This window comes from Pseudomonas retamae (assembly GCF_043496865.1).
GTDB classification, from domain to species: Bacteria; Pseudomonadota; Gammaproteobacteria; order Pseudomonadales; family Pseudomonadaceae; genus Aquipseudomonas; species Aquipseudomonas retamae.
The window spans coordinates 602,743-628,433 of sequence record NZ_JBIEIL010000003.1 but is presented as its reverse complement, the minus strand read 5'-3'; the positions used below and the strand labels follow the sequence as shown (position 1 = coordinate 628,433).

Below are 25,691 nucleotides of genomic sequence, written 5' to 3'. Positions count from 1 at the left end.
GCAGGTCATCGCGCCAAATAGCGGGACATTGAGTTACGCATTGAGCAGGCAAAATGCCCATTCATGTAGTATAACTACAAGCTTGCTACATCCTTGCCCACAAGAAGAGTCCAGCCCTTGAATCTGCTGCAACACATTGCCCAGTCACGTCACCTGTTACGCAAGTCGGAGCTCAAGGTCGCCGACCACGTGCTGCTTGACCCTGCGGCGGTGATGCACAGTTCCATGGCCGATCTGGCCCACAGCGTCGGCATCAGCGAACCGACCATCGTGCGCTTCTGCCGCGCCATCGGTTGTTCCGGTTTTCAGGATCTGAAACTGAAACTGGCGCAAAGCCTGGCTGCCGGTGCCAGTTTCGGCCAGTTCGCGATCCACGAAGACGACTCGGTCGCCGATTACAGTCTGAAAATTTTCGACACTACGCTGCACACGCTGATGGAGGTTCGCGAGAAGCTCGATCCGGTGGAATTGCAGCGCGCGGTGACGTTGATGTCGCAGGCGCAGCGTGTCGAGTTCTATGGCTTTGGCGCGTCTGGCGCAGTGGCGGCGGACGCTCAACACAAGTTTTTCCGCCTGCTGCTGACCGCGGCGGCGTATTCCGACCCGCACATGCAGGCGATGTCGGCGGTGACCCTGAAGCCGACTGATGTGGCGATCTGCATTTCCCAGTCGGGGCGCTCCAAGGATCTGCTGATTACCGCCAACCTCGTTCGCGAAAGCGGCGCCTCGTTGATCACCCTGTGCCCGAGCCAGACACCGCTGGCCGAGCTGTCGACAGTCAATCTGGCGATTGACGTGCACGAAGACACGGAAATCTACACGCCGCTGACCTCACGCATCGCCCACCTGGTGGTGATCGATGTGCTGGCGATGGGCGTGGCCATGGCGCGCGGGCCGAGCCTGGTCAATCACCTCAAGAGCGTGAAGCGCAGTTTGCGCAGCTTGCGCTTGTCGCCCAAAGCGGTGAAAGCCCTTGATGACTGAAGTCATCCAGGGTCGTTCCGACCTTGATCGCGGGCAGGCTCGCTCCCACAGGGACTTCCTGTAGGCATCACACTTGGCTCCAATGTGGGAGCGAGCCTGCTCGCGAAGGCGTCCTCAACAACACTGAAAATCCGAAACTTTCATCAGTCTGTAACCCCTGCGCAGCCAAACCGTCATCCCCCGCGCCTATCGTGAAACTCCCGTACTCGCCTTGGGAGAATCGAAATGGCTCAGCCCTACGAAGAACGCAACAGCGCCGCGAAAACCCGTCGTCAGCAGGAAGACCAGCGCCGCATGGAATTCCGCCGCGCCATCGAAGATCGCTTCGAACTTCGCCAGCTTCAAGCCGAGATCGGCGATTTTCCCGAGATCAATCTCTGGCAGGCAGCGCCCGCAGCTTCCCGTCGAAACGCTCAACCAGCGCGCTGATCTGCGCACGCTCGCTGCGGATAAACGCCAGGAAGGCGTGCGCCACCGGTGACAGGCGTTTGGCTTTGGCCTGCACCAGACACCAGCTACGCAGCAGCGGCAATTCCTCGACCGGCAGCTCGACGAGCCCGCCGGTCGCCAGCTCCAGGTTCAGGGCGTGACGCGTCAACAGCGCCACGCCCAGACCCGCCAGCACGCACTCGCGCTGAGCCTCGGCTGAGGCCACTTCCTGAGTCTGGGTGAAGTGCACGCGTTTCTCTTTGAAATATTCTTCGCACGCCAGTCGCGTGCCCGATCCCGGCTCGCGGATCAGCAATGTATAGGGTTCAAGATCCTGCAGGCGCAGCGGGCCCAAGTGCGCCAACGGATGATCGGGCCGTGCGACCGCAACAATCGGATTGTTGAGAAAAGGCAGGAATTCCAGGCCCATGTCCTGTGGCACCATCGACATGATCACCAGATCATCGCGGTTGTCCGACAGCCGGCGAATGACCTGACCCCGGTTGACCACGGTCAGTTGAAGGTTGACCTCCGGGTGCTGGCGCTTGAATGCCGCGAACAGGTGCGGGACGAAATATTTGGCGCTGGATTCCACCGCCAGTTTCAACTGACCCTGCAGCGAGCCCTGCATGTCCGACAGTTGCATATCGAGGTTTTCCAAGCGCCCGAAAATGTCGCGGCTGGCGCGCTGCAGCGCTTCGGCGGCCTCGGTCATGTAGAGTTTTTTGCCGACATAGTCGAACAAGGGCTGGCCAATCAGCTCTTCCAGCTGACGAATCTGTAGGCTGACGGCCGGTTGTGTGAGAGACATTTCGTCAGCTGCGCGGCTATAGGAACGCAGATCACACACTTCGTTGAAGATCTGCAACTGACGCAATGTCATACGCATCAAGGACTTACGCATTTTTGCAGGCTCTGAGATTCGGTCGATGTTTCAACTATAAGTCTTTACTTATGCCTGACCCAATTTTTATTCATTTTTGTTAATCCCTTGCGAGCGCTAGTGTGGACCTGCGACCGAATTGAAACATTTGGTCACGCGTCGACCTGGGTCTAGCAGGTCGTGGTGCCACCGGCTCAAGGGAACCTCCAAGTGATAACAAAGATCCTGATCGCCAACCGTGGTGAGATTGCCGTACGAATCGTACGAGCCTGCGCCGAGATGGGCATTCGCTCGGTAGCGATTTTTTCCGACGCCGACCGGCATGCCTTGCATGTGAAGCGTGCGGACGAAGCTCACAGCATCGGCGCCGAACCATTGGCCGGTTACCTCAACCCGCGCAAGCTGGTTAACCTGGCCGTTGAAACCGGCTGCGATGCGCTGCACCCGGGCTACGGCTTCCTGTCGGAGAACGCCGAACTGGCGGAGATCTGCGCCGAACGCGGGATCAAATTCATCGGCCCGTCGGCGGAAGTCATCCGGCGCATGGGCGACAAGACCGAAGCGCGCCGCAGCATGATCAAGGCCGGCGTGCCGGTCACGCCGGGCACCGAAGGCAATGTCTCGGGCATTGAAGAAGCCCTGGCCGAAGGCGACCGCATCGGTTACCCGGTCATGCTCAAGGCCACTTCCGGCGGTGGCGGTCGCGGTATCCGTCGCTGCAACAGCCGCGAAGAACTCGAACAGAATTTCCCCCGGGTCATTTCCGAAGCCACCAAGGCCTTCGGCTCGGCGGAAGTGTTCCTGGAAAAATGCATCGTCAATCCCAAGCACATCGAAGCGCAGATTCTGGGCGACAGCTTCGGCAACGTCGTGCACCTGTTCGAGCGTGACTGCTCGATCCAGCGCCGCAACCAGAAGCTCATCGAAATCGCGCCGAGCCCGCAGCTGACTCCGGAACAGCGTGCCTACATCGGCGATCTGTCGGTGCGCGCGGCCAAGGCCGTGGGCTACGAGAACGCCGGCACCGTGGAGTTCCTGCTCGCCGAGGGCGAGGTGTACTTCATGGAGATGAATACCCGCGTGCAGGTGGAGCACACCATCACCGAAGAAATCACCGGCATCGATATCGTTCGCGAGCAGATCCGCATCGCTTCCGGCCTGCCGCTTTCGGTGAAGCAGGAAGACATCCAGCACCGCGGTTTCGCCTTGCAGTTCCGTATCAACGCCGAAGATCCGAAAAACAACTTCCTGCCGAGCTTCGGCAAGATCACCCGCTACTACGCGCCCGGTGGTCCGGGCGTGCGCACCGACACGGCGATCTACACCGGTTACACCATTCCGCCGTTCTACGACTCGATGTGCCTGAAACTGGTGGTCTGGGCATTGACTTGGGAAGAGGCGATGGACCGTGGCTTGCGCGCGCTGGACGACATGCGTCTGCAAGGGGTGAAGACCACTGCTGCCTACTACCAGGAAATCCTGCGCAACCCGGAATTCCGCAGCGGCCAGTTCAATACCAGCTTCGTTGAAAGCCACCCGGAACTGACCAACTACTCGATCAAGCGCAAACCCGAAGAGCTGGCCCTGGCCATCGCCGCCGCCATCGCCGCCCACGCAGGCCTGTGAGGAATACAAGAATGAGCAAGAAGATCTTCGTTACTGACACCATCCTGCGCGACGCTCACCAATCGCTGCTCGCCACCCGCATGCGCACCGAGGACATGCTGCCGATCTGCGACAAGCTCGACAAAGTCGGCTACTGGTCGCTGGAATGCTGGGGCGGTGCGACGTTCGACGCCTGTGTACGCTTTTTGAAAGAAGATCCGTGGGAGCGTCTGCGCCAACTGCGCGCGGCGCTGCCTAACACGCGTCTGCAAATGCTCCTGCGCGGGCAGAACCTGCTGGGCTACCGCCATTACAGCGACGACGTGGTCCAGGCCTTCGTCGCCAAAGCCGCAGAAAACGGCATCGACGTATTCCGTATCTTCGACGCCATGAACGACGTGCGTAACCTGCGCGTGGCCATCGAAGCGGTAAAGGCTGCCGGCAAACATGCGCAGGGCACCATTGCCTACACCACCAGCCCGGTGCACACCATCGACGCGTTCGTGGCGCAGGCCAGGCAAATGGAAGCCATGGGTTGCGACTCGGTGGCGATCAAGGACATGGCCGGTCTGTTGACTCCGTACGCCACGGGCGAATTGGTCCGCGCACTGAAAGCCGAACAGTCGCTGCCGGTATTCATCCACTCCCACGACACCGCAGGCCTGGCGGCCATGTGTCAGCTGAAGGCGATCGAAAACGGCGCCGATCACATCGACACTGCGATCTCCAGCTTCGCCTCCGGCACCAGCCACCCGGGCACCGAGTCGATGGTCGCGGCGCTCAAGGGCACCGAATTCGATACCGGCCTGAACCTGGAACTGCTGCAAGAGATCGGCCTGTACTTCTACGCCGTGCGCAAGAAGTACCACCAGTTTGAAAGCGAATTCACCGCAGTCGATACCCGTGTGCAGGTCAACCAGGTTCCGGGCGGGATGATTTCCAACCTGGCTAACCAGTTGAAAGAGCAGGGCGCCTTGAATCGCATGGGCGAAGTGCTGGCGGAAATTCCGCGGGTGCGTGAAGACCTCGGCTTCCCGCCGCTGGTGACCCCGACTTCGCAGATCGTTGGTACCCAGGCGTTTTTCAACGTGTTGGCAGGCGAACGTTACAAGACCATCACCAATGAAGTGAAGCTTTACCTGCAAGGCGGTTATGGCAAGGCTCCGGGTGTGGTCAACGAAAAACTGCGCCGTCAGGCGATCGGCAGCGAAGACGTCATCGACGTACGCCCTGCCGATCTGCTCAAGCCGGAGATGGCCAAGCTGCGAGCCGATATCGGCGCTCTGGCGACCTCGGAAGAAGACGTGCTGACCTTCGCCATGTTCCCGGACATTGGCCGCAAGTTCCTCGAAGAGCGTGCCGCCGGCACCCTGACGCCGGAAGTGCTGTTGCCGATTCCTGAGGCGGGCGCTGTTGCCTCGGCAGGTGGTGAGGGTGTGCCGACCGAGTTCGTCATTGATGTGCACGGGGAAACCTATCGCGTCGATATCACCGGTGTGGGCGTCAAGGCTGAGGGCAAGCGTCACTTCTATCTGTCGATCGATGGCATGCCGGAAGAGGTGGTGTTTGAACCGCTCAATGAGTTTGTCAGTGGTGGCAGCAGCAAGCGCAAGCAGGCGTCGGCGCCGGGGCATGTCAGCACGACCATGCCGGGCAATATCGTCGATGTGCTGGTCAAGGAGGGCGACACCGTCAAGGCGGGTCAGGCGGTGCTGATTACCGAGGCGATGAAGATGGAGACCGAGGTTCAGGCGGCGATTGCCGGGAAGGTCGCTGCGATTCATGTGGTCAAGGGCGATCGGGTGAATCCGGGTGAGATTTTGATTGAGATCGAAGGGTGATTTAGCGCTTTGATGTGATGGTTTTAACCTCGGGGGGGCATGTGCTCCCCTTTTTTTTGCTGGTTGCCTTGGCGGCTTGTGGGCCGACCAGGTTCTTGGGGTTTTGGGTGAATATCCGTTGTTTCGGGTGTTGCGGCTGGCGGTTTCGCCCTTACGGCGAGTCCCTTTTTCAGACGCCAAAAAGGAACCAAAAGGCTTTGCTCCTACGTACGGCCCTCGCAGGCTCGGGTCCCTTCGCTGCGGGATCGCTCCGGGCGCAGCGGCTACGGTTTGCTTCGCTGCACCTACTTCCGCTGTGTCTGGCTGCGCCAGACGGTCGCTGCGCTCCCACGCCCGGATCAATCCCTCCACTCAGCCTTCCGATGTCGCCGGTTAGGCAAGATCAAGATCAAAAGCACGCGAGCTAACGCTCATTGTTGAGTGGTTAGAAGCGGGTGGTTGGCTTTGGATCTGGGTGTATTCGCCCCTCTCCCCAGCCCTCTCCCTAGGGAGAGGGAGCCGATCTGTGTTGGCTTTGAAATCGTGTACGACTCGGTATTTCGCGTCGGCGCAGTTTTTGTATCCACCGCGGTCAGTCCCCTCTCCCTTCGGGAGAGGGCTAGGGTGAGGGGCTTTTTACTGAATCACTGCATTCAGGCTGATCAACTATCCATCAAAACGCCATGCGCCACTGTCCCATCACGCCGTGTGTCCGGCTGTCATTGCCCGCTTCGGCTGTGAGGCTGACGCCGACGGTGTGGTTGGCGGCGAGGCCGAGGTCGAGTCCGGTGTCGAGGGACAGGCTGTTGCGGTCCAGTGCGGCGCCGGCGATTTCGAAGCGTTTGCCGCCTTTGATCAGTTGTTGGCGGGTGTCGTTGTCGATTTCGCCGAAGGTGTGTTTCCAGCCGGCGCTGAAGCGCGGAGTCAGGCTCATGCCGTTGTCCAGGCGGGTGGTGTGGGCGGTGCGCAGGCCGAAGGTGCTGCTGAGGTTGTCGCGGGTTTGTCCGAACACTTTCAGGGCTGCGTCGCCGCCTTTCTCGCGGTAGCTGTCGCGCTGGTAGCGTTGATAGCCGAGGCTGGCGAAGGGTTCGAGGGTGGCGTTGTGGCGGCCGAAGTTGTAGCCGAGTTCGGCGAAGGCTTGCTGGGTGTTGGCGTTGTAGTTGCCCTGCAGACGATCACTGAAGCCATTGAAGGCGACACGGCGTTTGCTGCTGCCTTCGTGGCTGGCGTGCGTTGCACCGAGGCGCAATGCCAACGGGCCGTCCTGGCGCACGGCGTAGGCGCCGAGGTGCCAGCTGTCGAGGTCGCCGTCGTAGTGGCGGGCGTCGAGTCGGGTTTGCGATTTACCGCCGATCAGCCCGACATGCCATTGCTCATCGAGCCGCCAGTCGGCGCCCAGGACCAGGCCTTGGGTAGCGTGCTTGAGGGTGCTGTCGGCATCGCGATCGACCTTGCCGCCATGGCCGAGCGCCTGAATCCATACCCGGCCGGTGTCGGCAGCGGCGGATGCCTGGCGAGGCGAGTTGGCAGATGTGTACATCGAATCGGGATGATTGCCCAGTTGCTGCATCGCTGAGAGCATGCTGGCGCTCACGGGCGTGATGCTGCTCAGTGTGGCTTTGGCGAGGTTGGCGTTGCTGCCGGCGGCAAGTTGTTCGAGGGCGATGGGGGCGGTGGTTTTGTCGCTGGCGATTAATGCCGTGACGGCGGTGTTAACGGGCTTGGTAGCTTGTGGCTCCGCCGGAACCGAGGTAGAAACACGGGCGACCATTGATGGCGTGGCAGACCCTGCTTCAACAATGCTGTCAGCGACCGAACGGCTGTTACGGTTTTTTGCGAGGTTCACCAGCGCTACGTCGTTACGGGTGTATTTCAGGTTCACCTTGTGCTCTTCATAGGACAAGGTCGGAGTCATAAAGGCGAGGTTGGTGGTGACCTCGCCGAACTCTCCTTCAATTCGGTTGGCGGTCAGAATCAGGTGTTCCGTGTTGTTCGCATAGTTCCCGGGCGCTCCGTGAACCTGAACCTGAGCGCCTCCCAATATCGCGGTGCCGTTGACAACCACAGGGTCTGATCCGCTTTCAGCCGTCACACCATAGGAAAAGACTGCGTCTTCGCTGAACTCAAGGTCGCCTTGTATATCCGGGGCTCCGTACAGCCGAGTCGCCGCCAGCGATCCGGCTACATACAGGTTGGCAACCTGGCCAGAGCCACCGAACACAGCGCCTTTGTCTACCGTAACTCCGCCAATTGATCCGGAGTTGACCAAGGCCGCTCCCGCTTTGATGTCGGCGTCTCCGTCGAATGCATGGCTGAGTGTCCAAAGGCCACGCGCTACACGCAGGCTTGAAAAGTTGCGCGTCTGGCCTATTTCACCGCCTTCTGTTGCATTGAGTTGCAGGCCGTTAATGCCAGCACCGCCGTCCAGGCGTCCACTCCAGCGAGCGCCGTTGTTGATCACCAGTAAATCGTCACCCGCGCCCAGTTGTACGGATACTTCATTAGCGCTTTCAACCGCAGAGGAAAGAAATGAAGCGGCCGTCGTGTAGGCGTACATGTCCCGGTCAAAAGGATCAACCAGGTCGAATTCGGCATCATCCTGTTCCTCCAGTGCAATTTCGGGGAACTCGAGATCTGCATAAAAAGCCTCATCGAACTCAAGCGTAGCCATAGGCCTTGTCGCCGTTTCGGTCAGAGGTGCATCAGTAATCTGCAGAGCAGGCGCAGAGGTATGTTCGAGCGGTCCAATAAATTCCTTGATCGCAAAGAGATCGTCGATCGGCCCATTCATATCAACTGCAAGGGTCGGCGCAACTGTCTTGGGTGCCTTGGGTTTTTTTACTCGCGGTTTGCTGCGTTCCGTTTCTGCAGTGACCGGTGTTTCCAGCTGTTGTGCAATCGAGGCCTCTACGCATCCGATTGCCAGTGCAATCGCCAGAGCCAGATGTTTAGGTTTGCATGGGTATTGAGCGGGCATTGAGTCGAGCCTCTTTTACAGGAGACTCAACTCTATGGATGCCCTCAAAAATCCGCTGTCGGCTGCGTCCCGTACGCGTGCAGGCGACGTCGGAGCGTATCGGAAGAAAAAGTCCGGCAGATTCGAAACCGGACATCTTTTACCCAGTGTGATCGGCGCTTTTTCCTACAGCCAGGCTGGGCTGCCATGGCGGTCGAGGTGCTTAAAAGCTCATCTGCCATTGCCCGATCAGCCCGTGGTTACGGCTGTTGCTGCCGATCTCGCCGCTGTAACCCAAACCCAGCGAATGCCGTGCCGAGACCCCAACATCCAGCCCGGCTTCCAGCATCAGGCTGTCACGATCCAGCGCGCTGCCCTCGACATTGAACGCCGTGCCGCCGGTTACAAATGCCTGGCGCGTCGAGCTGCTGACGTCGCCATAGGTGTGTTTCCAGCCGAGGGCCATGCGTGGGGTGACGCTCATGCCGTTGTCCAGGCTGCTCAAGTGCGCCAGGCGCAGACCGAGCGTGCTGCTGAAATTATCTTGGGTCTGAGTGTCGACTTGCAGCGCCGCGGCGCCACCTTTTTCCTGATAGCGGTCGCGGTGGTAGCGCTGGTAGCCGACGCTGGCAAACGGTTCGGCGCTGAGCCGGCCGCTGCCCATGGCGTAGCCGAGTTCGGCGAAGGCTTGTTGGCTGTCGGCGTCGTAGTCGCCTTTCGGACGATCACTGAAACCGTCGAACGCAATGTGGCGCTGGCTCTCGCTTTGATGAGCGCTGTACGCCGCCCCGAGGCGCACGGCGAGCGGGCCGTTCTGATGCAGCGCATAAACACCGGCGTGCCAGCTGTTGACCTCGCCATCGACGCCGCTGGCATCCAGATCGGTTTGCGAATAACCGCCGAGAACGCCCACGCGCCAGGCCGGGCTCAGCGCCCAGTCGGCACCGAGCAAGCTGCCCTTGGTGCGCTGCTCCAGACCAGCGCTGCCGTGTTCGCCATCAAGCTTGCCGTAACCGCCGATGCCTTGCAGCCAGAGCCGGCCGCGCGCGTTCGGATCATTGAGATTGCGTGCCGCCGCTGGCACGCCACTGGCGGCCAGCACCGGTGTGTCGCGCTGATCGAGACCGACCAGCAAACCCGGCGCCGCCATCTGCTGCATCGCTGCGAGCATGCTGCTGCCGACCTGACTGCTGGCGCTGAGCGTGGCGCTGGTCAGACTGGCATTGCTGGCGCCGGCCAGTTGTTCGATTGCCGCACCGGCAGTGCTTTGCGTGGTGTTGAGCAAGGCGTTGTACAGCGCATTGTTTTTGCCGATCGAGGCCAGGCTGTTGGCGGCATTGTTGCCATTGGCAGTCGTGGCCAACTCATTGAAGGCTACATCGTTGCGGGTGTAGGTCAGGTCGACCTGAGTCGGCGTGTAGGCGAGGGTTGGCGTCAGGAACGCGTAGTCACTGCTGACCTCGCCGAAGGTGCCGTTGACCTGCGCAGCTTGCAGCACGGTGTAGTGACTTTGCCAAGGGTAGCTGCCGCTGCCGGGATTCACCGCGAGCGTCGCGCCGTTGAGGTTGGCGATACCGCCGACCACTACCGGCGCGCTGCTGCCATCAGCGTTGACGCCGTAGGCGAGGGTGGCAGTGCTGGCCATGTTCAAGTCGCGAACAATGGTCGCGCGCCCCAGGCTGGTGTCGGTGCGCAGGGTGCCGTTGACGTTGAGACTGCCTACCGAGCCGCCACCGGCATAGGCGCCGCCGGCATCGACAGTCAGGGTGCCGGCGATACCGCCGTGGTTGATCAGGGTGGCGCCATTGCGCACCGCGCCGCCATCGCTGAAATCACCGCTGCCGTTCAGCGTCCAGGCGCCTTGGCGGACCTCCAGCCACTCGAAGTTGCGGCTGGCGCCGAAATCGCCACCGAGCGCATCGTCCATGACCACCTGATCGGTGCCGCTGCCGCCGTCGACGATGCCAATGAAGCGGCTGGCGTTGCGCAGCGTCAGGCGGTCATCGCCGCCGCCCAGATCCAGCGCCAGGCCATTGCTGCCGCTTATGGTGCCACCGTTGATGACACTGTCGGCGAAATCGCCGACGAACTTCACGCCAAAACCGTTCAGGCCCTCGATGCGACCGAAGTTTTCCAGCGTGGTCGCGGCCAGCCCCGAATTACCGCTGCCGTCGTCGACCAGAATCGCGCTGTCGGCACCGCTGATCAGCGCGCCGCTGGCGTTGAGAATGGAGCCGCCACCCAAAGCGATGCCTTCGCTGCCATTGGCAAAGCCGGCCTTGTCCACACCCCCGGCGCCGACGCCTCGAATGGTGCCGTAGTTTTCGATGTGGGCGAGGTTGTCGATGTCCACGCCATCACCGTCGCCGTTCGCTTGCAGGCCCGAGTACGCACCGGTGATGGTGCCATGGTTGATCACCGTGCCATCGCCATCGGAGCCAAACCCGGATCCGTTGCGCCCAGTAATCTGCCCGTAGTTGATCAAAGTTGCGCCGAGGTCGGTGGTGATGCCATGACGGCCACCGGAAATCACCCCGTAGTTGCTGATCGTCACGCCGCTGGCAGTATCGATGTCGACGCCGTCGAACTTCTCGTCGGCATTGTGCGAATCGCCGGTGGAGATCTCACCGTAGTTGGTGAGGGACGCGTTGGCGCCGGTTTTCATACCGTCGCTGGCCTCGCCGCGAATCAGCCCGCCGGCGCGATTGATAATGGTGGTCTTCACCGCCTCGCTGCGCAGCGCGTCGAGATCCAGGCCTTGGCCAGTGGTCGAACGAATCACCCCGCTGTTGTCGATCAACAGGCTGCCGCTGACGAAGTTGCTGTCGATGCGCAAGGCATCGTTGGCACCGAGAATCTGCCCGCCACTGCGGTTGTAGATCGCGTAATTGCGCGCCTTGCTCTCATCGCCACTGCTGTCGATGGCGCGGCCACCGCTGGAGACGATCTTGCCGGCGTTATCGATCACCACACCGGCACCGCTGGTGCTGTCTTTGAGGCTCACGGCCTTGCCGCTGTTGGTGATACTGCCCGGCGCCGAAATCGTCAGCGTGTCGCTGCCGCCCAGCGTTTGCGAGGCGGTGGTGGCGGTGTCGATCTGCACGGTTTTACCGTGAGCAGCAGTGGCGGTGATCAGCAGGGCAATGGCGAGAGACAGGCGCTGTGGCGGAAACGGCATGAAGGGACGGCCTTTTTCTTATGGACGGGCCGTCCTGTATAGCGAGGGGTTTTTACAGAATGATGTCGGAGGCAATCTGCATTATTTTGCGCGCCATCTAAGCTGGCGACGTCATGATCTCCATTTTATTGCAGTTTCTGCGTCCCCAATTGCTTCTGAAATGCACTATATTGCGTTCACAGACAAAAAAACGCTGAAGTAAATGCATCTAAATGCAGACAGGCGAAACCATGTACAACCTGACATTACAGATTTTCACAGCCGGTATCTGGCACGACGCGATGGCTCTGAGCTTCGATGATCCTGAAAAGGGTTTCGCGAGTCGCTGCAGCTTCGGCTATGAGACGGACTACCTCGCAGAAAACATCGACGCCATAGGCTCGCCTTTCTCCAGCGCGGTGAGTGCTCTGTATCCGCTGGACTGGAACGGTCGGCGCTCCGAGACACCGGCATTTGTCCACGACATTGCCCCCGCAGGCGCAGCCAAGCGGTTCCTGCTTGCACGTCTGGGACAGGAAAAACCGGCGGATATCAGCGCCGATCTGTATCTGCTCGGGCGCAGCACCCCGGCACCCATCGGCAACATGCGCATCAAGGAGTCTGCTGCGGCTGTGGATGAACGCAAGCCTATCGGCTTCAAGCGTGAAGACGTCATTCACCGTGACCAGCGCTTTCTTGAGTATGCCTACGAATTGGGCGCGGCAATCGGTGGTGCTACCGGGGCAGGTGGGGAAGCGCCGAAATTATTGCTGGTCGAAAATCACGCGGGTCTGTTGTACCCCGACGCGGTATTGAGTGATGAGGACGTCACACAGCATTGGTTCGTGAAGTTTGCCCGCAACCGAGGTGGGCTGACCGATCAGGACATCCTGCGTAGCGAATTCCATTACTACAAGGCGCTGCAGACGCTGGGCATCGACACGATCGCGGAGAAAGGTCTGGCACTGGAGGAGGCAAACAAACCGAGTTTGTGGATGCACCGCTTCGACCGTAGTGTCGAGGACGGCGAAGTCAGCCGTTTTGCTGTCGAGTCGATTTATTCGCTGGCGCAGGTGACGACACCGGGCAGCGCAATGAACCATCTGGAGGTTATCCGTCTGCTAGCCGGTCTCTGGCGTACAGCGGGGCAAGCCAGCCAGATCCCTGACCTTGTCCTGGATTATTTGCGTCGGGACCTGATCAACAAGATCCTCGGTAACTCGGATAACCATGGTCGCAATACCGCAATCATTCGCGAGGCAAACGCCTTTTGCCTGGCGCCGATTTATGACCTGGCGCCGATGGTCATGGACGATGAAGGCGTGACCCGTACGACGAAATGGCCAAGAGAGCTGGAGAGGGCGGGAGACATCGATTGGCGAGGCGTGTGCCGCGCACTGGTGGATATTGCCGAGCCAGGCGCCCCGTCGGCAGTGAGTGACGAGTCAATGCTGTTTGAGCGCTTGCGCCAAGAGGCTCAACGCCTGTCGGCGCTGCCGGATATTCTGGCTGACAGCGGTCTGCCAGCCAGAACAATGAACCATCCCGGCGTCCACCTGAAAAATCTGCAGCAACGCTTGAATGATTGGGGATTGAAATGAGCCTGTCTGTGGCTGAGCGCACGGCGCTCATCGAAAGCATCCAGCAAGCCCTGGCCCAAGGCACGCTGGACATCGGCGAAGCCGTGCGTCGACTACGGGTGGAAGTGACCGGTTTGCATCAGACCCAGTTCGCGCGGATGTGCAAGATCTCGGTGCGGACGCTGGTGCATATCGAGCATGGCGAAGGCAATCAGACACTCAAATCGTTGAATGCCGTGTTTCGTCCGTTTGGCATGAAGATGGGGGTGGTGCGGATTCGCCAGGACAACAGCTGAGCCCCCCACGCCGAACTGGGGCTTGCTGTTTCAACTGCGCCGCACGTACGCCTTGCCGTAATGCCGCTCCATCTTCGCCTGGATCAATTCCAGCCCGATCGACATCAGCCAGTAGATGATCGCCGCGGTGGTGAGCATTTCGATGTAGCGATAGCTTGAACGGCCGTACGACTGGGCGAGGAACATCACTTCCCAGACGCCCATCACCGAAATCAGTGACGAGTCCTTGAGCATCGAAATGAACTGATTGGTGGTCGGCGGGATGATGGTGCGCATGGCCTGGGGCAGGGTGATGCGCCAGAAGATCACCGTTTCACGCATGCCTAGCGCCAGCGATGCTTCGCGTTGGCCGTGGTCGACGCCGAGGATGCCGGCGCGAAAGATCTCGCTGAGGTAGGCGCCATAGTTCAGCGACAGGGCGATGATGCCCGCGACGATCGCACCGGGGACGAGGCCCAGTTGCGGCAGGCCGAGGTAGATCAGCAGGATCTGGATCAGCAGCGGTGTGCCGCGAAAGAACGAGGTGTAGAAACTGGCGATGCCGAACGCCACGGCGCTGCTCGACAGACGCGCCAGTGCCGTGACGAAGCCCAGCAGCGACGAAGCGACAATCGAGCACAAACACAGAAACAGCGTCAGCGCCGCGCCTTGCAGAAAGCCGTTGGGTGCCAGGTGCAGGCCCACCAGGTTAGGCAGCTTGTCGAGGATGATCGAGAACTTCAGGTCGAAGCTCAGAAAGAATCCGGCGAACAGGCAGAACAGTGCGGCCCAGGTCAGGTACAGCCGTGTGCGAAAACCGAACAGGCGCTGCAGGCGTGTTTCAGCCACCGGTTGTGGTGGCTGTGGCGGTGTCGGAAAAGAAGTCATTGACTGATATCGGCGCCGATCCATTTCTGCGACAACTGGCTCAGGGTGCCGTCCTGCTTGAGCTGCGCGAACACCTCACGGACTTTCGCGTCCCACTGCGCATCGCCCTTTTCGATGGCCACCGAATTCGGCTCGGAGTAAAGCGCCGCGCCGGCCAATTTGAAGCGTTTGTCCTGATTCAAGCGTGGCTGCGCAGTGACCAGGTTGGTGAGGATTGCATCAAGGCGCACGCCGGCGCCGAGCCCCAGATCCTGAAACGCGACGTTGTCGGTGTCGTAGGGGGCGATCTGCACATCCTCGAACGGATACTGCAGCTGCGTGTCTTCGGCACCTTCGATGACCAGGTTCTTGTTCAGGTAGCTTTCGTAACTGGAGGCGCTGGTCAGGCCGATTTTCTTGCCGCTCAGGTCCTTGGCGCTGTGAATCCGCTCATCCTTGGCGTTGACCACGATCACCGCTGGCGAGGCGTAGTACTCGACCGGGAAATCGAAGACTTCGGCGCGGGCCTTGCTCGGTGTCATCGAGCAGATGCAGATGTCGTAACGCCCGCTCCAGCGCCCGGCCGCAATGACATCCCAGGATGGCGTCTCCAGGCGCAGTTTGACGCCCAGTTTGTCGGCGACGGCTTTGGCGACATCGACGTCGAAACCGTCGAGCTGGTTCTGCTCATTGAGAAACGAAAACGGTGGATAGCTTTCCATCAGCACGCCGACCAGTTCTTTGTTCTGCTCGACGCGATCCAGAGTGGCGCCGGCAAGAGCTTGTGTCGAAGCGGCGAGCAGGGTCAGGCCCAGAGCCAGTAATGGTTGCAGTTTCACGGGCGATCCCTGAGCAAAAAAAGAGGTTGTCATTAACCGAATGGTGAGCATTAAATAGTTATAACAAAGACTCTGGTAGTGAGTTTTTTTCATAAGCATATGAGTGAAAAGCATATGGGCGCAGCAAGCACAGTGATTCTCGATGGCGGCATGGGCCGTGAGTTGCAGCGCGCCGGGGCGCCGTTTCGCCAGCCTGAATGGTCGGCGCTGGCGTTGAGCGAAGCACCGCAAGCGGTCGAAGCGGTGCATGCGGCCTACATTGCCAGCGGCGCCAATGTGATCACCACCAACAGTTATGCCGTGGTGCCGTTCCATATTGGCGAAGCGCGCTTCGCCGCGGAAGGGCAGGGGCTCGCGGCGCTGGCCGGTGAACTGGCGCAACGCGCGGTGCACGCCTCGGGCCAGTCCGTGCGCGTGGCGGGTTCATTGCCGCCGCTGTTTGGCTCCTATCGCCCGGATCTGTTCGAGGCCTCGCGAGTCAGCGAGTTGCTGACGCCATTGGTTCAGGGCCTGGCGCCGCACGTGAATTTGTGGCTGGCGGAAACCCAGAGTTCGACCGTTGAAGCCCGAGCCATCCACGCCGGATTACCGAAGGATGGCAAGGCGTTCTGGCTGTCGTTTACCTTGAAAGACGAAGACTCCGACGAGGTGCCGCGCCTGCGTTCCGGTGAGCCGGTCGCTGAAGCGGCGGCGGTGGCGGCTGAACTGGGCGTCGAGACGCTGCTGTTCAATTGCAGTCAGCCGGAAGTGATTGGCGCAGCGATTGACGCGGCGCGAGCGACCTTCGAGCGTCTCGGGGTGAGCATCCATATCGGCGCCTACGCCAATGCGTTTCCGCCACAGCCCAAGGAAGCCACAGCCAACGATGGGCTCGACCCGTTGCGCGAAGACCTCGACCCGCCGGGTTATCTGCAATGGGCGAGGGATTGGCAGCAGCGCGGCGCCAGCCATTTGGGCGGTTGCTGTGGCATCGGCCCGGAACACATCGCGGTGCTGGCGCAGCAACTGCCTCGTTGAGCCATAACTAACCAATTGTGGGAGCGAGCCTGCTCGCGAAAGCGCTGGGTCAGTCGATGCAAAGATGACTGATCCGCCGTCTTCGCGAGCAGGCTCGCTCTCACTGGGGCGCCTGTGAAGACTAGGTTCGGCACTCGGCCAGACCTTTGACCTGACCGGTCGGCGTCTGATTGTCATCGCTCAACCAGCGTTCGAAGCCTGCGCCAATCGCCGGCCATTCCGAATCCAGAATCGAATACCACGCGGTATCGCGGTTCTGGCCTTTGACCACCATATGCTGGCGGAACACCCCTTCGAAGCTGAACCCCAAACGCTCGGCCGCGTATCTGGAGCGGGCGTTGCCGTTGTTGCATTTCCATTCGAGACGGCGATAACCGAGCTCAAAGGCGTATTGGCCCAGCAGATAAACCGCTTCGGTGCTTTTCGGCGAGCGCTGCATTGGCGCACCGAACGTGACGTGGCCGATTTCGATACGGCCCTGCGCCGGAACGATTGACATCAGGCTGAGAATGCCCTGCACCTGACCGGTTTTACGGTCGATGACGCTGAAGAAATACGGGTCGCTGTTGGCCGCGTGATTGTTCAGCCAATCGTTGAATGCGCTGAGCTCGGGAAACGGACCGTACGGCAAATAGTCCCAGAGTTTCGGGTCGGCACCGGGCCCTTCGAGGGCGGCGTACAGCTCATCGGCATGCCGCGCCGGGTCAAGTTTTTCCAGGCGGATGAAGCGGCCTTCGAGAAGGGTGGCGGTGGGGGCGGGGACGCCTTTCCAGTCAGCGAGTGAAGCGGTCATGGGCGCATCTCCTAAAGGGCTTTGCGAAACTGGATGAAGCCCGGGCGTTCGGCGATCCGTTCGTAGAGCTGGATCGCGGTGGCGTTGGTTTCGTGGGTCAACCAATGGACTTTGCCACAGCCGTCGGCTTTGGCAGTGGCGTAGACGTGTTCGATCAGCAGCCGGCCGACGCCAGTGCCACGGGTTTCAGGGACCACCAGCAAGTCTTGCAGGTAGCAGGAGTTTTCGATGCTCCAGTTCGAACGGTGATAGATGTAATGCACCATGCCCACCGCCTTGCCGTCGGCCCAGGCCAACGCGGCATGGGTGGGTTCGTTCGGATCGAGAAAGCGCTGCCAGGTGCTTTGCGTCACCGTGTCCGGCAGTTCGGTGTTGTAGAACCGCAGGTAGGCCTGCCACAGCGGCAGCCACGCGGCATGGTCGGCGGCGCTGACCGGGCGAATGTCGATCTGACTCATGGTGATTTCCTTAACGCATCAAGCGGGCGAGGGTTTGATCATTGGCGTCCGGGCTGGCAGCGAGGCCGTCGCGCACACCGGCAATGTCTTCGGCACTGCGGTTCTGGCTGAGCTTGCGTTTGCCTTCGAGACGCTCGATCGGAATGGCGAAACCGACGATGGCCTTGAGCATGCCGTCGATGTAATCGGCCGGTGCGTCGGCGACGGCCCAGGGTTGCGCCCGCCCGGCTTCGTGGCGGTCGGTGAGAGTGCTGACGATGTCGAGCAGGCGCCCGCCATCGCTGAAGGTCTCGGCATGCCCGTAGGCGTGGACGGCGATGTAATTCCAGGTCGGCACGACTTTGCCGTGCTCGGCCTTGCTGGGGTAGAAGCCCGGGCTGACGTAGGCGTCGGCGCCGGCAAAGATCAACATGGCTTCGGCACCGTCGCGCAAGTCTTTCCACTGCGGGTTGGCCTTGGCCAGATGCCCGTACAGCGTGCCGTATTCGCCTTGTTCGCGATGCAGCAACACCGGCACGTGGCTGGCCTGCAGGCCGTTTTCACCATGGCTGACGAGAATGGCGAGGCGGGTGGCGAGGATCAATTCGTGCAATTGGGACAGATCTTCGATGGCAAAAGCGCGAGGTGTGTACATGGACAGAATTTCCTTGGCGAATGCCTGCATCCTAGGCAGGCTATTGGTCTGTTGTAAGAGCCATTGCCGGCCAATTTCATAGGTCCATTGTCATGCCTGATTCAGCGCCGTTGTCCATGCCGTTCAATCCGGCCGGTATCGAACTCGATCGCCGGCAGGGGCTGAGCCGTCAGCTTTATCAGGCTTTGCGCCTACGGGTTCTGGACGGGCGCCTGGCGAGCGGCACGCGGTTGCCGGCCAGTCGCGATCTGGCGGCGGCGCTGGGCATTTCGCGCAACAGCGTGGTGCGCGCTTACGATCAGCTGTATGCCGAAGGCTTTATTGAAGGGCGCGTGGGCGACGGTACTTATGTCGCGCAATTGGTGCCTGCGGCAACGCCGTCGAAAAAACTATCCACAAAACTGTCCACAGGGTTTTCAACAGGCTTACCCACAGCCTTATCCACAAATTGGCTGGATTTACCTGTGGTTTCATCCAGTGAAGTTATCCACAGCAGCAGTTTTTCGCGCATCGAAAGCAATCATTTGCCGCGACCGCCGAGTGGTCCGCCCCGGGCATTTCGGGTCGGTGTGCCGGCGTTCGATCTGTTTCCGTTTGACGTGTGGGCCAAGCTGAATGCGGCTTTCTGGCGCAAGCCGGACCTGGAGCAGTTGTGCTACGGCGATCCTTCTGGTGACCAGCGTCTGCGCGCGATGATCGCTGCGTACCTGCGCAGCTCACGCGGCATGCAGTGCTCCGCTGAACAAATTGTGATCACCAGCGGTGCACAACAGGGCATCAGCCTTTGTGCACAGTTGCTGGTGGAGCCGGGCGACAGTGTCGCGATCGAAAATCCGGGTTACCGCGCAGCCGGTCACGCCTTCGCCGTGGCAGGCGCTCGATTGCAGGGGATCGCCGTGGACGCAGAGGGCATGGACAGTTCGGCGTTGGCGGCGAGCGGTAACTGTCGCGTGGCTTACGTGACGCCCTCCCACCAGTACCCGACCGGCGTGGTGATGAGCCTGGCGCGGCGCCTCGAACTGTTGGCCTGGGCCGAGCGCAGCCAGGCCTGGATCGTCGAGGATGACTATGACGGCGAGTACCGTTACACCGGAGCGCCGCTGGCACCGTTGGCGGCACTCGACCGCCAGGGGCGCGTGCTGTATGTCGGCACGTTCGGCAAGGTCGCGTTCCCGGCATTGCGCCTCGGTTATCTGGTGCTGCCGCCAGCATTGGTGAATGCCTTCTCGCAACGCCGCGCGGTGGACGTCCGGCACTCCGAGGTGAGTACCCAAGCGGTGATGGCTGAATTCATGGCGGCCGGGCATTTTCAGCGGCATATCCGGCGCATGCGTCGGGCCGCATTGAGCCGGCGCAATACGCTGTTCGACGGCTGGCCGCGTGAGATTGAAGGCGTGGGCGAATTGCCCGCCGTCTCGGCCGGGCTGCATTTGACCGTGGCCGTCGATAGCCTCGAACGCGAGCGGCAATTGATTGAACAAGCTGCCCGCGTCGAGGTGGAGATCAATGCCTTGAGCGGTTACTGGCTAGCGGACTCCAGCACCCCGGCGGATCAGCGTGCCGGGCTGGTGCTGGGTTTTGCCGCTGTGCCGGAACCTGCGATCAAAGCGGCGCTGATCCGCTTGCGACAGGCGTGGCGGGCGTAGAAAACAGTGCCAGCGCAGACGTGCTGGAAATGTTGCTGCGATGGATATCGATCAGTGCCTGGTCACCGAGCAAGCGTGGCTCATAAGCGCCGCGCATAAACCGCTGCCCGACAGTTTTCATGTGGCCAGGGGGGAACGGTGCTGCGGGTGCCTGCGCGCTGCTGTAATGGAAATGTGCATAACACAACGCCTTGTGGGTCTTGACGTCGCGTATTTCATATTCATCGAGAAAATCCGGGGTCTTGCCCTTGATGCGATGACGAATCACCGTCTGGGCAATTGTGACTTCCCCCTGGTCTTTGAGCCATTGAACGCCAGCGGCTGTCGGCGCTTGTTGCTTGACCATACTGATGCGCGTTCGGGTGCCTTTCTCTATCAGGCCGTTGGCCGCCTCGTCCAGTTGGTGGCCGAGCGCCTCGGTCGGTTTTTTCAGATCGGCGGTCAGGTTGCTGGCAGTCAAGGCTTCATCGATGGCCGCGTTCGCTGCGCGCAACACAGCAGCGTGGTTGTGATATTGCTCCTCGGCTTCGACAGGAATGCGCTGACCTCGTTTGAGCCGAGCCTCGACCCCTCGGTGAAAAGCGGCGAGACCGTCGATCAGCGCCTGGCCCTCACGCATACTCTTTTTCAAATCAGGGCTGGCCTGGGGCGGTGCAGGTCTGACGGTGCGCTGTTCGACCCAGACACCGGGTGATTGCTCTTCGAATGTGGCGATGACGCCGGTCAGGGTGGTGCGTATTTCCACCAGACCGGTGTCCTCACCGTCGAGGCTCTTCTTGCGTTCGCCGACCAGCGTGCCCTGTGATCGGGTCTTGATGATCCGTCGCGTTGATGTCGCGGCGGATGGTGGCCGTGACGGGCCGGGCATCGGTTCCAGCAAATGTTTGAAGCGCAGCAGTTCCACCAGTTTTGCGTCGGCACGGGCCTTGAATTCGTTGACGCGTTTACGCACCAGTTGCAGGCGCTCGGTATTGATCTGCTCGGAGTGGTCAATGAGCAGATCGCCAAAGCGCTGATCGACGGAAGTGAACCGTTCGGCCGCCGTGCTCAGCACATCGATGCGCTCGCGCAAGTTGTCGAGGCTTTCGTCAGCGGTCAGGTTCAGCGTGCTCTGGATATTCAGCGCCGCCTCTTCGACCAAAGTGCTCAGCGCCTGGTACACGTTGGTGTGGGTAACGGTGTCGCCTGGCTTGACGCAGATCTCCTGACCGAGGCTGATCTGTAACAGCTTCAGGTCGTTGAGATCGTAGCCGGGCAATGCATCACGATAGGACTTGATGACCTCGACTGCGTCGTTGCCGATCAGTGTCAGCTCATCGAAACGGTTCTGGGCCAACTCCATTTTGTCGATGATGGCCTGGGTCTGATCGGTCATCTTCTCGAAGGTCTGCACAAACGCTTCAGCCTCGAAACGGGACTCCTCCGCCAGCATGGCCTGGATGGTTTCCAGGCTGGACTGAAAATCCTTCGAATGCAGTTCAAGCCATTCCTGGCCGAGAAACAAACGCATTTCCAGTCGCTCCTTCATCACCGTGCGGTAATTGGGAATGGGTTGCTTTTGATTCAACGCCTTGATCTGTTCGATGTTCTTGCCGTACGCCTGGTTTTGCGCGTCGAGCGTCGCCAGATAACGCTCGCGAGCCGCTGTGCGAGTCGCCGGTAACGCCTCAAGGAACGCGGTGTGGTCGGCGTTGCGCTGTTGTCGCTTGGTGTCCATGGTCTTGTCGAAAGCGCTGATTTCGGCGGTCAGCTGTCGCGCGCCCATTTTGTTGACCTTTTGCAATGCCTCAAGGGCGCTGTCGAGTCCGCCACCGCGCAGGCGCAAGCGCAGGTCAATCACCCATTCGCCGTTGGCCGTGCGGCTGATGAGCGGCCCGATCCGCGCGGCTTTCTGACGCGAGTCGATAATCTGGACATCGCCGTGCTCATTGATCGTGACTTCGAACCAGCGCTTGCCGACAGCGGCAAACCATTGTTTCTGGCGCGGATAGAGGTGCCGGTATGCACCTTCGCTGGCAGCCATGCCAATGCCCCTGGGTTTGGCGATCTGAAAACTGTCGAGCACCGCCGTCAACGCAACGGGCGAACGTTTCAGTGGGGTGAAGCGGTTGACCGATATTTCATGGCTGATCGGCAATGCGCCATCGACGACATCAGGCAACTGCGCGGGTTTGCTGGTGGGTAGCTCGACTGTGGGTGTGGTTGTTGGCGGTTGTTCCTCGATGATCGACTCACTGTGCGGCCGATCGCCAACCGCCGCACGATGGGCCAGGACCATGCCCAGCGCCAGCAATATATCGGCAAGCGCGGCCCAGGCGGTCTTGCCGGATTGCTGATTGGCCACGTCGCTGATTTCTTGCAGATCATCCATGATCTGCCAGACCCATGCCGCTGCACCGAGGCTGCGGCCCAGGAACGGCAACGCTGCATTGAACAGCAGCCAGCCGCCGTGTTTCAGCGTCGCCCAGCGCGCCTCGGCATCGGACACCGATTGGCGATCGGCCTGAGTAATGACCGCCTGAACATTGCGCTCGTGCAGTGTCGCCAGCAGCGGGGTTGCAATGGTCGCCTTTGCCAGCGCGACGGCGCCGGACATGTCGAGGGCCGTGGTGGGATTGACCAGCAACTGCGGAATTGTCCATACCGAAGGCAGGCTGGCGGTGAACACGAACTGGCTGTAATTGAAGCGCACGTCATCCGCCAGCCAGGCCAGTACTGACTCGCGCAACTCATGCGAATGCTGGATCTGGTAGAGCAAGTTGGCGTGAGAAGGAAATTGCATCAAGGCCATTTCGAACAGCGGCCGGTAGAGCACGCACGGCCCTTTGCTCACCTCGCGTGGGCCGATGATGAACATGTTTTCAACGGTGTCTGCCTTGGCGCTGGAGCGATGGGCGATGAATGCCAACGGACGGATGACGATTTCATCGCGGTCGACGTACCGTTCATCCTCCGTGCTGGCCAGCGCAGCAACGACATAGCGATAACCCTGCTCGGTGATGCCGGCCTTGCCTTGTATCTTGTGTTGCAGCGCCAGTAGCGGCAGCTCGATGGGCAGTTGGCTGGTGTAGAGTCCTTGCAGCGCTGTGGCCTGCTCGCTGTCGTCGATCAGCAATTTCTGCAGGTGCGCGGGGTAGGTTTTGCCGATATCGACGCTGCCCACCAGTTGTTCCAGATAACTGGCGGTCATCCATTGCGGCACGGCACTGCCATCCTGGTAACCCACGGTCTTGTTGCCAATCGGCTGTCCCGCAAGATTCTGCAACGCCAGCTCGACCAGCGACAGCGTGTGGGTCTGGGTATTGCCCGGCAAGACGAACGTGCCCCAGACCACCAGGCTGGTGATGGTGATTTGAATGTCTTCAATCTTCACTTCCCCGGCCTTCGGATGGTCCTTGAGCATCTGTTGTTTCAGGGCATTGAGGGTGAACGCGTGCAGGCTGGCGACTTCGCTCTGGAAGGTTTTTCCCAGGTTGGTATGTTGTACGGTGGCCAGGTCCAACAGATGTCGGCTGTAGCGGGTTTGATCGGCTGCCGGTGCGTTGTCCAGCCACGCAGGCAACATCGGCCGCAGGAGCTCCATATGCGGTTTCAAACGCGGCGTCGGTGCGTGCGGATTACCCGCCGTTCCGGCATGCGGATAGCTATTGCGCAGGCTGGCGCCCTGAAAAAAATTGATCGAGCCCAAGGCGTCTGCTTCCAGAGCAATCAGCGCACACGCCTGGTAATCGAAGAAGTCGCCCTGCGGCTCGACCAGTCGCCATTTCAGATCGGTGCTCGCGGCGGCGTCCCAATAGCGGCGCGGCAAGGACTCGCCGAGCTCTTCCAGCGACTCGAAGTTTCTGAAACCGTGAATCACCGAATGGGTCATGATCACGATGCGCTTGTCATCGTTGCCAATCAGTACCGCGGTGTCGAGCAAGGTCAGATGTTGCTGCGTATCGCCTTCGCCTTGGTCCACATCGATCAGGCAGGCGCGGGTCTTGTATTTGTCGTTGGGCAGTCGTCCGGCCTTGTCGGGATGGTGAGAAACCGCTGCAACCATGGCCTGCTGAACGGTGTCCCGGTCAGGGGCCGCGTCGCTGGTCCACAGATTGCGCAGGGCTTGCGACATCTGTTGCCAGCGTGGCTGGCCGGGGTAAGTGAAGTCGTCCCAGTAACGCACGTGCTGCTCCTTGTAGGCGATGAACAGCAACGGTGCCAATTGATTGAGCAACAGGCCGATGGCACTGATCTTGACCGGTAACTGAACGGCGGATCGCTGGTCGGGCTGCAAGGTCAGGTAATGTTCGCCGTCGAGGTAGGTCACGGTGGTGCCGGAAAGCGCCAGACGCACCAGGGTGTCAGTCAACGATTCGACGAGATGGCGGCCGGGGACCACTTGATCGGCCTGAAGGTGCCATGTGGGTCTGACGACCATGCTCGACTGCGGGTCGATATCCTGATCCGGGTAAAGTTTTTTCAAGGCTGGGCGTAAGGTTTTCGAGGCGACTTCTCCCAGTGACGGGCCGGTGACCAGTTGCGTAACGACATCGACAGCGCTGGGCGAGGGGATTTCAGACATGGGCAACTCCTGCTCTGATGGCCGCGCGCCGGAAGGGCGGCGGTGCCGGGCAAGGTAGCGGGGGGCGGCGCAGGGTCTGCGGTAGATACCTATCGCGGGGCAAAAAAAGACCCGCGCCGGCGGGTCGTTTGTCGTGGAAGACTGCCGGGTTTTTATTGCTCGAAACCTTCCAGCACGTTCACCGCATTGATGCCGATTTCTTCCACGGCATAGCCACCTTCCATGACGAACAGGGTCGGCTTGCCAAGGGCGGCGATGCGTTTGCCCATGGCCAGGTAATCGGGGCTGTCGAGCTTGAATTGCGAGATCGGGTCGTCCTTGAAGGTGTCGACGCCAAGCGACACGACGATGATGTCGGCGCCATAACGCTCGATTTCCCCGCAGGCCTGCTCCAGCGCGGCGCTCCAAACATCCCAGCCGGAACCGGCCGGTAATGGATAATTGAAGTTGAAGCCTTCACCGGCACCTTCGCCTCGTTCGTCGTCATAGCCGAGGAAGAACGGAAACTCCGCTTCCGGGTGGCCGTGGATCGAGGTGAAGAGTACGTCGCTGCGCTGATAGAAAATCGATTGGGTGCCGTTGCCGTGATGGTAATCGACGTCAAGGATCGCGACCTTCTGGTGGCCCTGATCGAGAAAAGCCTGCGCGGCGATGGCGGCGTTGTTGAGGTAGCAATAACCGCCCATCAGGTCGCTGGCGGCGTGGTGCCCTGGTGGCCGGCACAACGCGAAGGCCGCGCGTGCGCCACGCTGGATTTCTGCTTGCGCGGTCAGGGCCACTTGCGCCGCACTGTACGCCGCTTGCCAGGTGCCGGCAGTGATTGGCGCGCCGCCATCGAAACTGTAATAACCGAGCTGGCCATGCAGGCTGGTCGGCTTGATCGCGCGCAGTGTGCGCGCCGGCCAGGTGTACGGCAGCAAATCGCCGTCGGTATTGAATTCGGTCCAGCGCGCCCAGGCACCTTTGAAGAACTCCAGATAATCGCGGTCGTGGATGCGTGCGATCGGCTCCAGACCGAAATCCTGCGGTGCTTCGACCGGGCCGAGACTCTGGCTTTTCACTCGCTGCAAAACGTGGTCGGCGCGTGAAGGCATCTCGAAGCAGGGTTTGAGCTGTCCATCGATGAGCTCGCAGCGGCCATGGTGCAGGTGGTGATCGTCCGAGTAGATCGTCAGCATTTGTTG

At 60.5% G+C, this 25,691-nt stretch carries 18 protein-coding genes; 8 read left to right on the top strand and 10 right to left on the bottom strand.

Annotated elements, in window-relative coordinates; genetic code table 11:
* Positions 1 to 117: 117 nt before the first annotated feature.
* Complete coding sequence (gene hexR / locus ACGSLL_RS07990) at positions 118 to 984, top strand: transcriptional regulator HexR (protein ID WP_007962240.1); 867 nt, start codon at positions 118 to 120, stop codon at positions 982 to 984.
* A 225-nt stretch (positions 985 to 1,209) separates the two neighbouring features.
* Complete coding sequence (locus tag ACGSLL_RS07985) at positions 1,210 to 1,413, top strand: PA3496 family putative envelope integrity protein (RefSeq protein ID WP_203420073.1); 204 nt, start codon at positions 1,210 to 1,212, stop codon at positions 1,411 to 1,413.
* Here the strand turns inward: ACGSLL_RS07985 and ACGSLL_RS07980 are convergent.
* The gene (locus ACGSLL_RS07980; protein WP_258451118.1) at positions 1,355 to 2,317 is read right to left on the bottom strand and encodes a LysR family transcriptional regulator; all 963 of its coding nucleotides are present in this window, start codon (positions 2,315 to 2,317) and stop codon (positions 1,355 to 1,357) included. The two genes, ACGSLL_RS07985 and ACGSLL_RS07980, sit on opposite strands and share 59 nt — an antisense overlap.
* Before the next feature lie 189 nt (positions 2,318 to 2,506).
* Between ACGSLL_RS07980 and ACGSLL_RS07975 the strand changes: the two genes are divergently transcribed.
* Both ACGSLL_RS07975 and oadA read left to right on the top strand, forming a co-directional pair.
* Positions 2,507 to 3,922, top strand: coding sequence for an acetyl-CoA carboxylase biotin carboxylase subunit (locus ACGSLL_RS07975; RefSeq protein ID WP_090287702.1), 1,416 nt, complete (start codon positions 2,507 to 2,509; stop codon positions 3,920 to 3,922).
* 11 nt (positions 3,923 to 3,933) lie between these two features.
* On the top strand, positions 3,934 to 5,742 hold the full coding sequence (gene oadA, locus ACGSLL_RS07970) for a sodium-extruding oxaloacetate decarboxylase subunit alpha (protein ID WP_394504675.1): 1,809 nt from the start codon (positions 3,934 to 3,936) through the stop codon (positions 5,740 to 5,742).
* A 652-nt stretch (positions 5,743 to 6,394) separates the two neighbouring features.
* On the opposite strand, the gene ACGSLL_RS07965 is transcribed toward oadA, so the two are convergent.
* Positions 6,395 to 8,698, bottom strand: coding sequence for an autotransporter outer membrane beta-barrel domain-containing protein (locus tag ACGSLL_RS07965; protein WP_394504673.1), 2,304 nt, complete (start codon positions 8,696 to 8,698; stop codon positions 6,395 to 6,397).
* A 202-nt stretch (positions 8,699 to 8,900) separates the two neighbouring features.
* Positions 8,901 to 11,855 (bottom strand): autotransporter outer membrane beta-barrel domain-containing protein, encoded by a 2,955-nt coding sequence (locus ACGSLL_RS07960; RefSeq protein ID WP_394504670.1) that lies wholly within the window; start codon positions 11,853 to 11,855, stop codon positions 8,901 to 8,903.
* Positions 11,856 to 12,085: 230 nt separating this feature from the next.
* On the opposite strand from ACGSLL_RS07960, the gene ACGSLL_RS07955 reads away from it, so the two are divergent.
* Together ACGSLL_RS07955 and ACGSLL_RS07950 are read left to right on the top strand one after the other, a co-directional pair.
* Complete coding sequence (locus ACGSLL_RS07955; protein ID WP_394504668.1) at positions 12,086 to 13,435, top strand: HipA domain-containing protein; 1,350 nt, start codon at positions 12,086 to 12,088, stop codon at positions 13,433 to 13,435.
* Positions 13,432 to 13,710, top strand: coding sequence for a helix-turn-helix domain-containing protein (locus ACGSLL_RS07950; protein WP_093096715.1), 279 nt, complete (start codon positions 13,432 to 13,434; stop codon positions 13,708 to 13,710). The genes ACGSLL_RS07955 and ACGSLL_RS07950 overlap by 4 nt, the downstream gene beginning before the upstream one ends.
* Before the next feature lie 30 nt (positions 13,711 to 13,740).
* Here the strand turns inward: ACGSLL_RS07950 and ACGSLL_RS07945 are convergent, their stop codons facing one another.
* The gene (locus tag ACGSLL_RS07945; RefSeq protein ID WP_394504665.1) at positions 13,741 to 14,577 is read right to left on the bottom strand and encodes an amino acid ABC transporter permease; all 837 of its coding nucleotides are present in this window, start codon (positions 14,575 to 14,577) and stop codon (positions 13,741 to 13,743) included.
* Positions 14,574 to 15,395, bottom strand: a complete 822-nt coding sequence (locus ACGSLL_RS07940) for an ABC transporter substrate-binding protein (RefSeq protein ID WP_394504663.1) — start codon at positions 15,393 to 15,395, stop codon at positions 14,574 to 14,576. Before ACGSLL_RS07940 ends, ACGSLL_RS07945 begins: the two co-directional genes overlap by 4 nt.
* A 114-nt stretch (positions 15,396 to 15,509) precedes the next feature.
* On the opposite strand from ACGSLL_RS07940, the gene ACGSLL_RS07935 reads away from it, so the two are divergent.
* Positions 15,510 to 16,412, top strand: a complete 903-nt coding sequence (locus tag ACGSLL_RS07935; protein WP_394504661.1) for a homocysteine S-methyltransferase family protein — start codon at positions 15,510 to 15,512, stop codon at positions 16,410 to 16,412.
* Between the two features lie 121 nt (positions 16,413 to 16,533).
* Here ACGSLL_RS07935 and ACGSLL_RS07930 read toward each other — a convergent pair whose 3' ends face one another.
* Genes ACGSLL_RS07930 through ACGSLL_RS07920 form a run of 3 tightly spaced genes read right to left on the bottom strand, consistent with a single transcriptional unit; the run spans position 16,534 to position 18,297 of the window.
* Positions 16,534 to 17,205, bottom strand: coding sequence for a GNAT family N-acetyltransferase (locus ACGSLL_RS07930; protein WP_394504659.1), 672 nt, complete (start codon positions 17,203 to 17,205; stop codon positions 16,534 to 16,536).
* 11 nt (positions 17,206 to 17,216) lie between these two features.
* Positions 17,217 to 17,663 carry a GNAT family N-acetyltransferase gene (locus tag ACGSLL_RS07925; protein ID WP_394504657.1) on the bottom strand — a complete coding sequence of 149 codons (447 nt, stop codon included), beginning with the start codon at positions 17,661 to 17,663 and terminating at the stop codon, positions 17,217 to 17,219.
* A 10-nt stretch (positions 17,664 to 17,673) separates the two neighbouring features.
* The gene (locus ACGSLL_RS07920) at positions 17,674 to 18,297 is read right to left on the bottom strand and encodes an FMN-binding negative transcriptional regulator (protein ID WP_394504654.1); all 624 of its coding nucleotides are present in this window, start codon (positions 18,295 to 18,297) and stop codon (positions 17,674 to 17,676) included.
* Between the two features lie 92 nt (positions 18,298 to 18,389).
* On the opposite strand from ACGSLL_RS07920, the gene pdxR reads away from it, so the two are divergent.
* Positions 18,390 to 19,943, top strand: a complete 1,554-nt coding sequence (gene pdxR / locus ACGSLL_RS07915) for a MocR-like pyridoxine biosynthesis transcription factor PdxR (protein ID WP_394504652.1) — start codon at positions 18,390 to 18,392, stop codon at positions 19,941 to 19,943.
* Here the strand turns inward: pdxR and ACGSLL_RS07910 are convergent.
* Together ACGSLL_RS07910 and ACGSLL_RS07905 are read right to left on the bottom strand one after the other, a co-directional pair.
* Positions 19,900 to 24,507, bottom strand: a complete 4,608-nt coding sequence (locus tag ACGSLL_RS07910) for a dermonecrotic toxin domain-containing protein (RefSeq protein WP_394504650.1) — start codon at positions 24,505 to 24,507, stop codon at positions 19,900 to 19,902. The two genes, pdxR and ACGSLL_RS07910, sit on opposite strands and share 44 nt — an antisense overlap.
* A 152-nt stretch (positions 24,508 to 24,659) precedes the next feature.
* Positions 24,660 to 25,685 (bottom strand): histone deacetylase family protein, encoded by a 1,026-nt coding sequence (locus ACGSLL_RS07905; protein ID WP_394504648.1) that lies wholly within the window; start codon positions 25,683 to 25,685, stop codon positions 24,660 to 24,662.
* Positions 25,686 to 25,691: the final 6 nt, after the last annotated feature.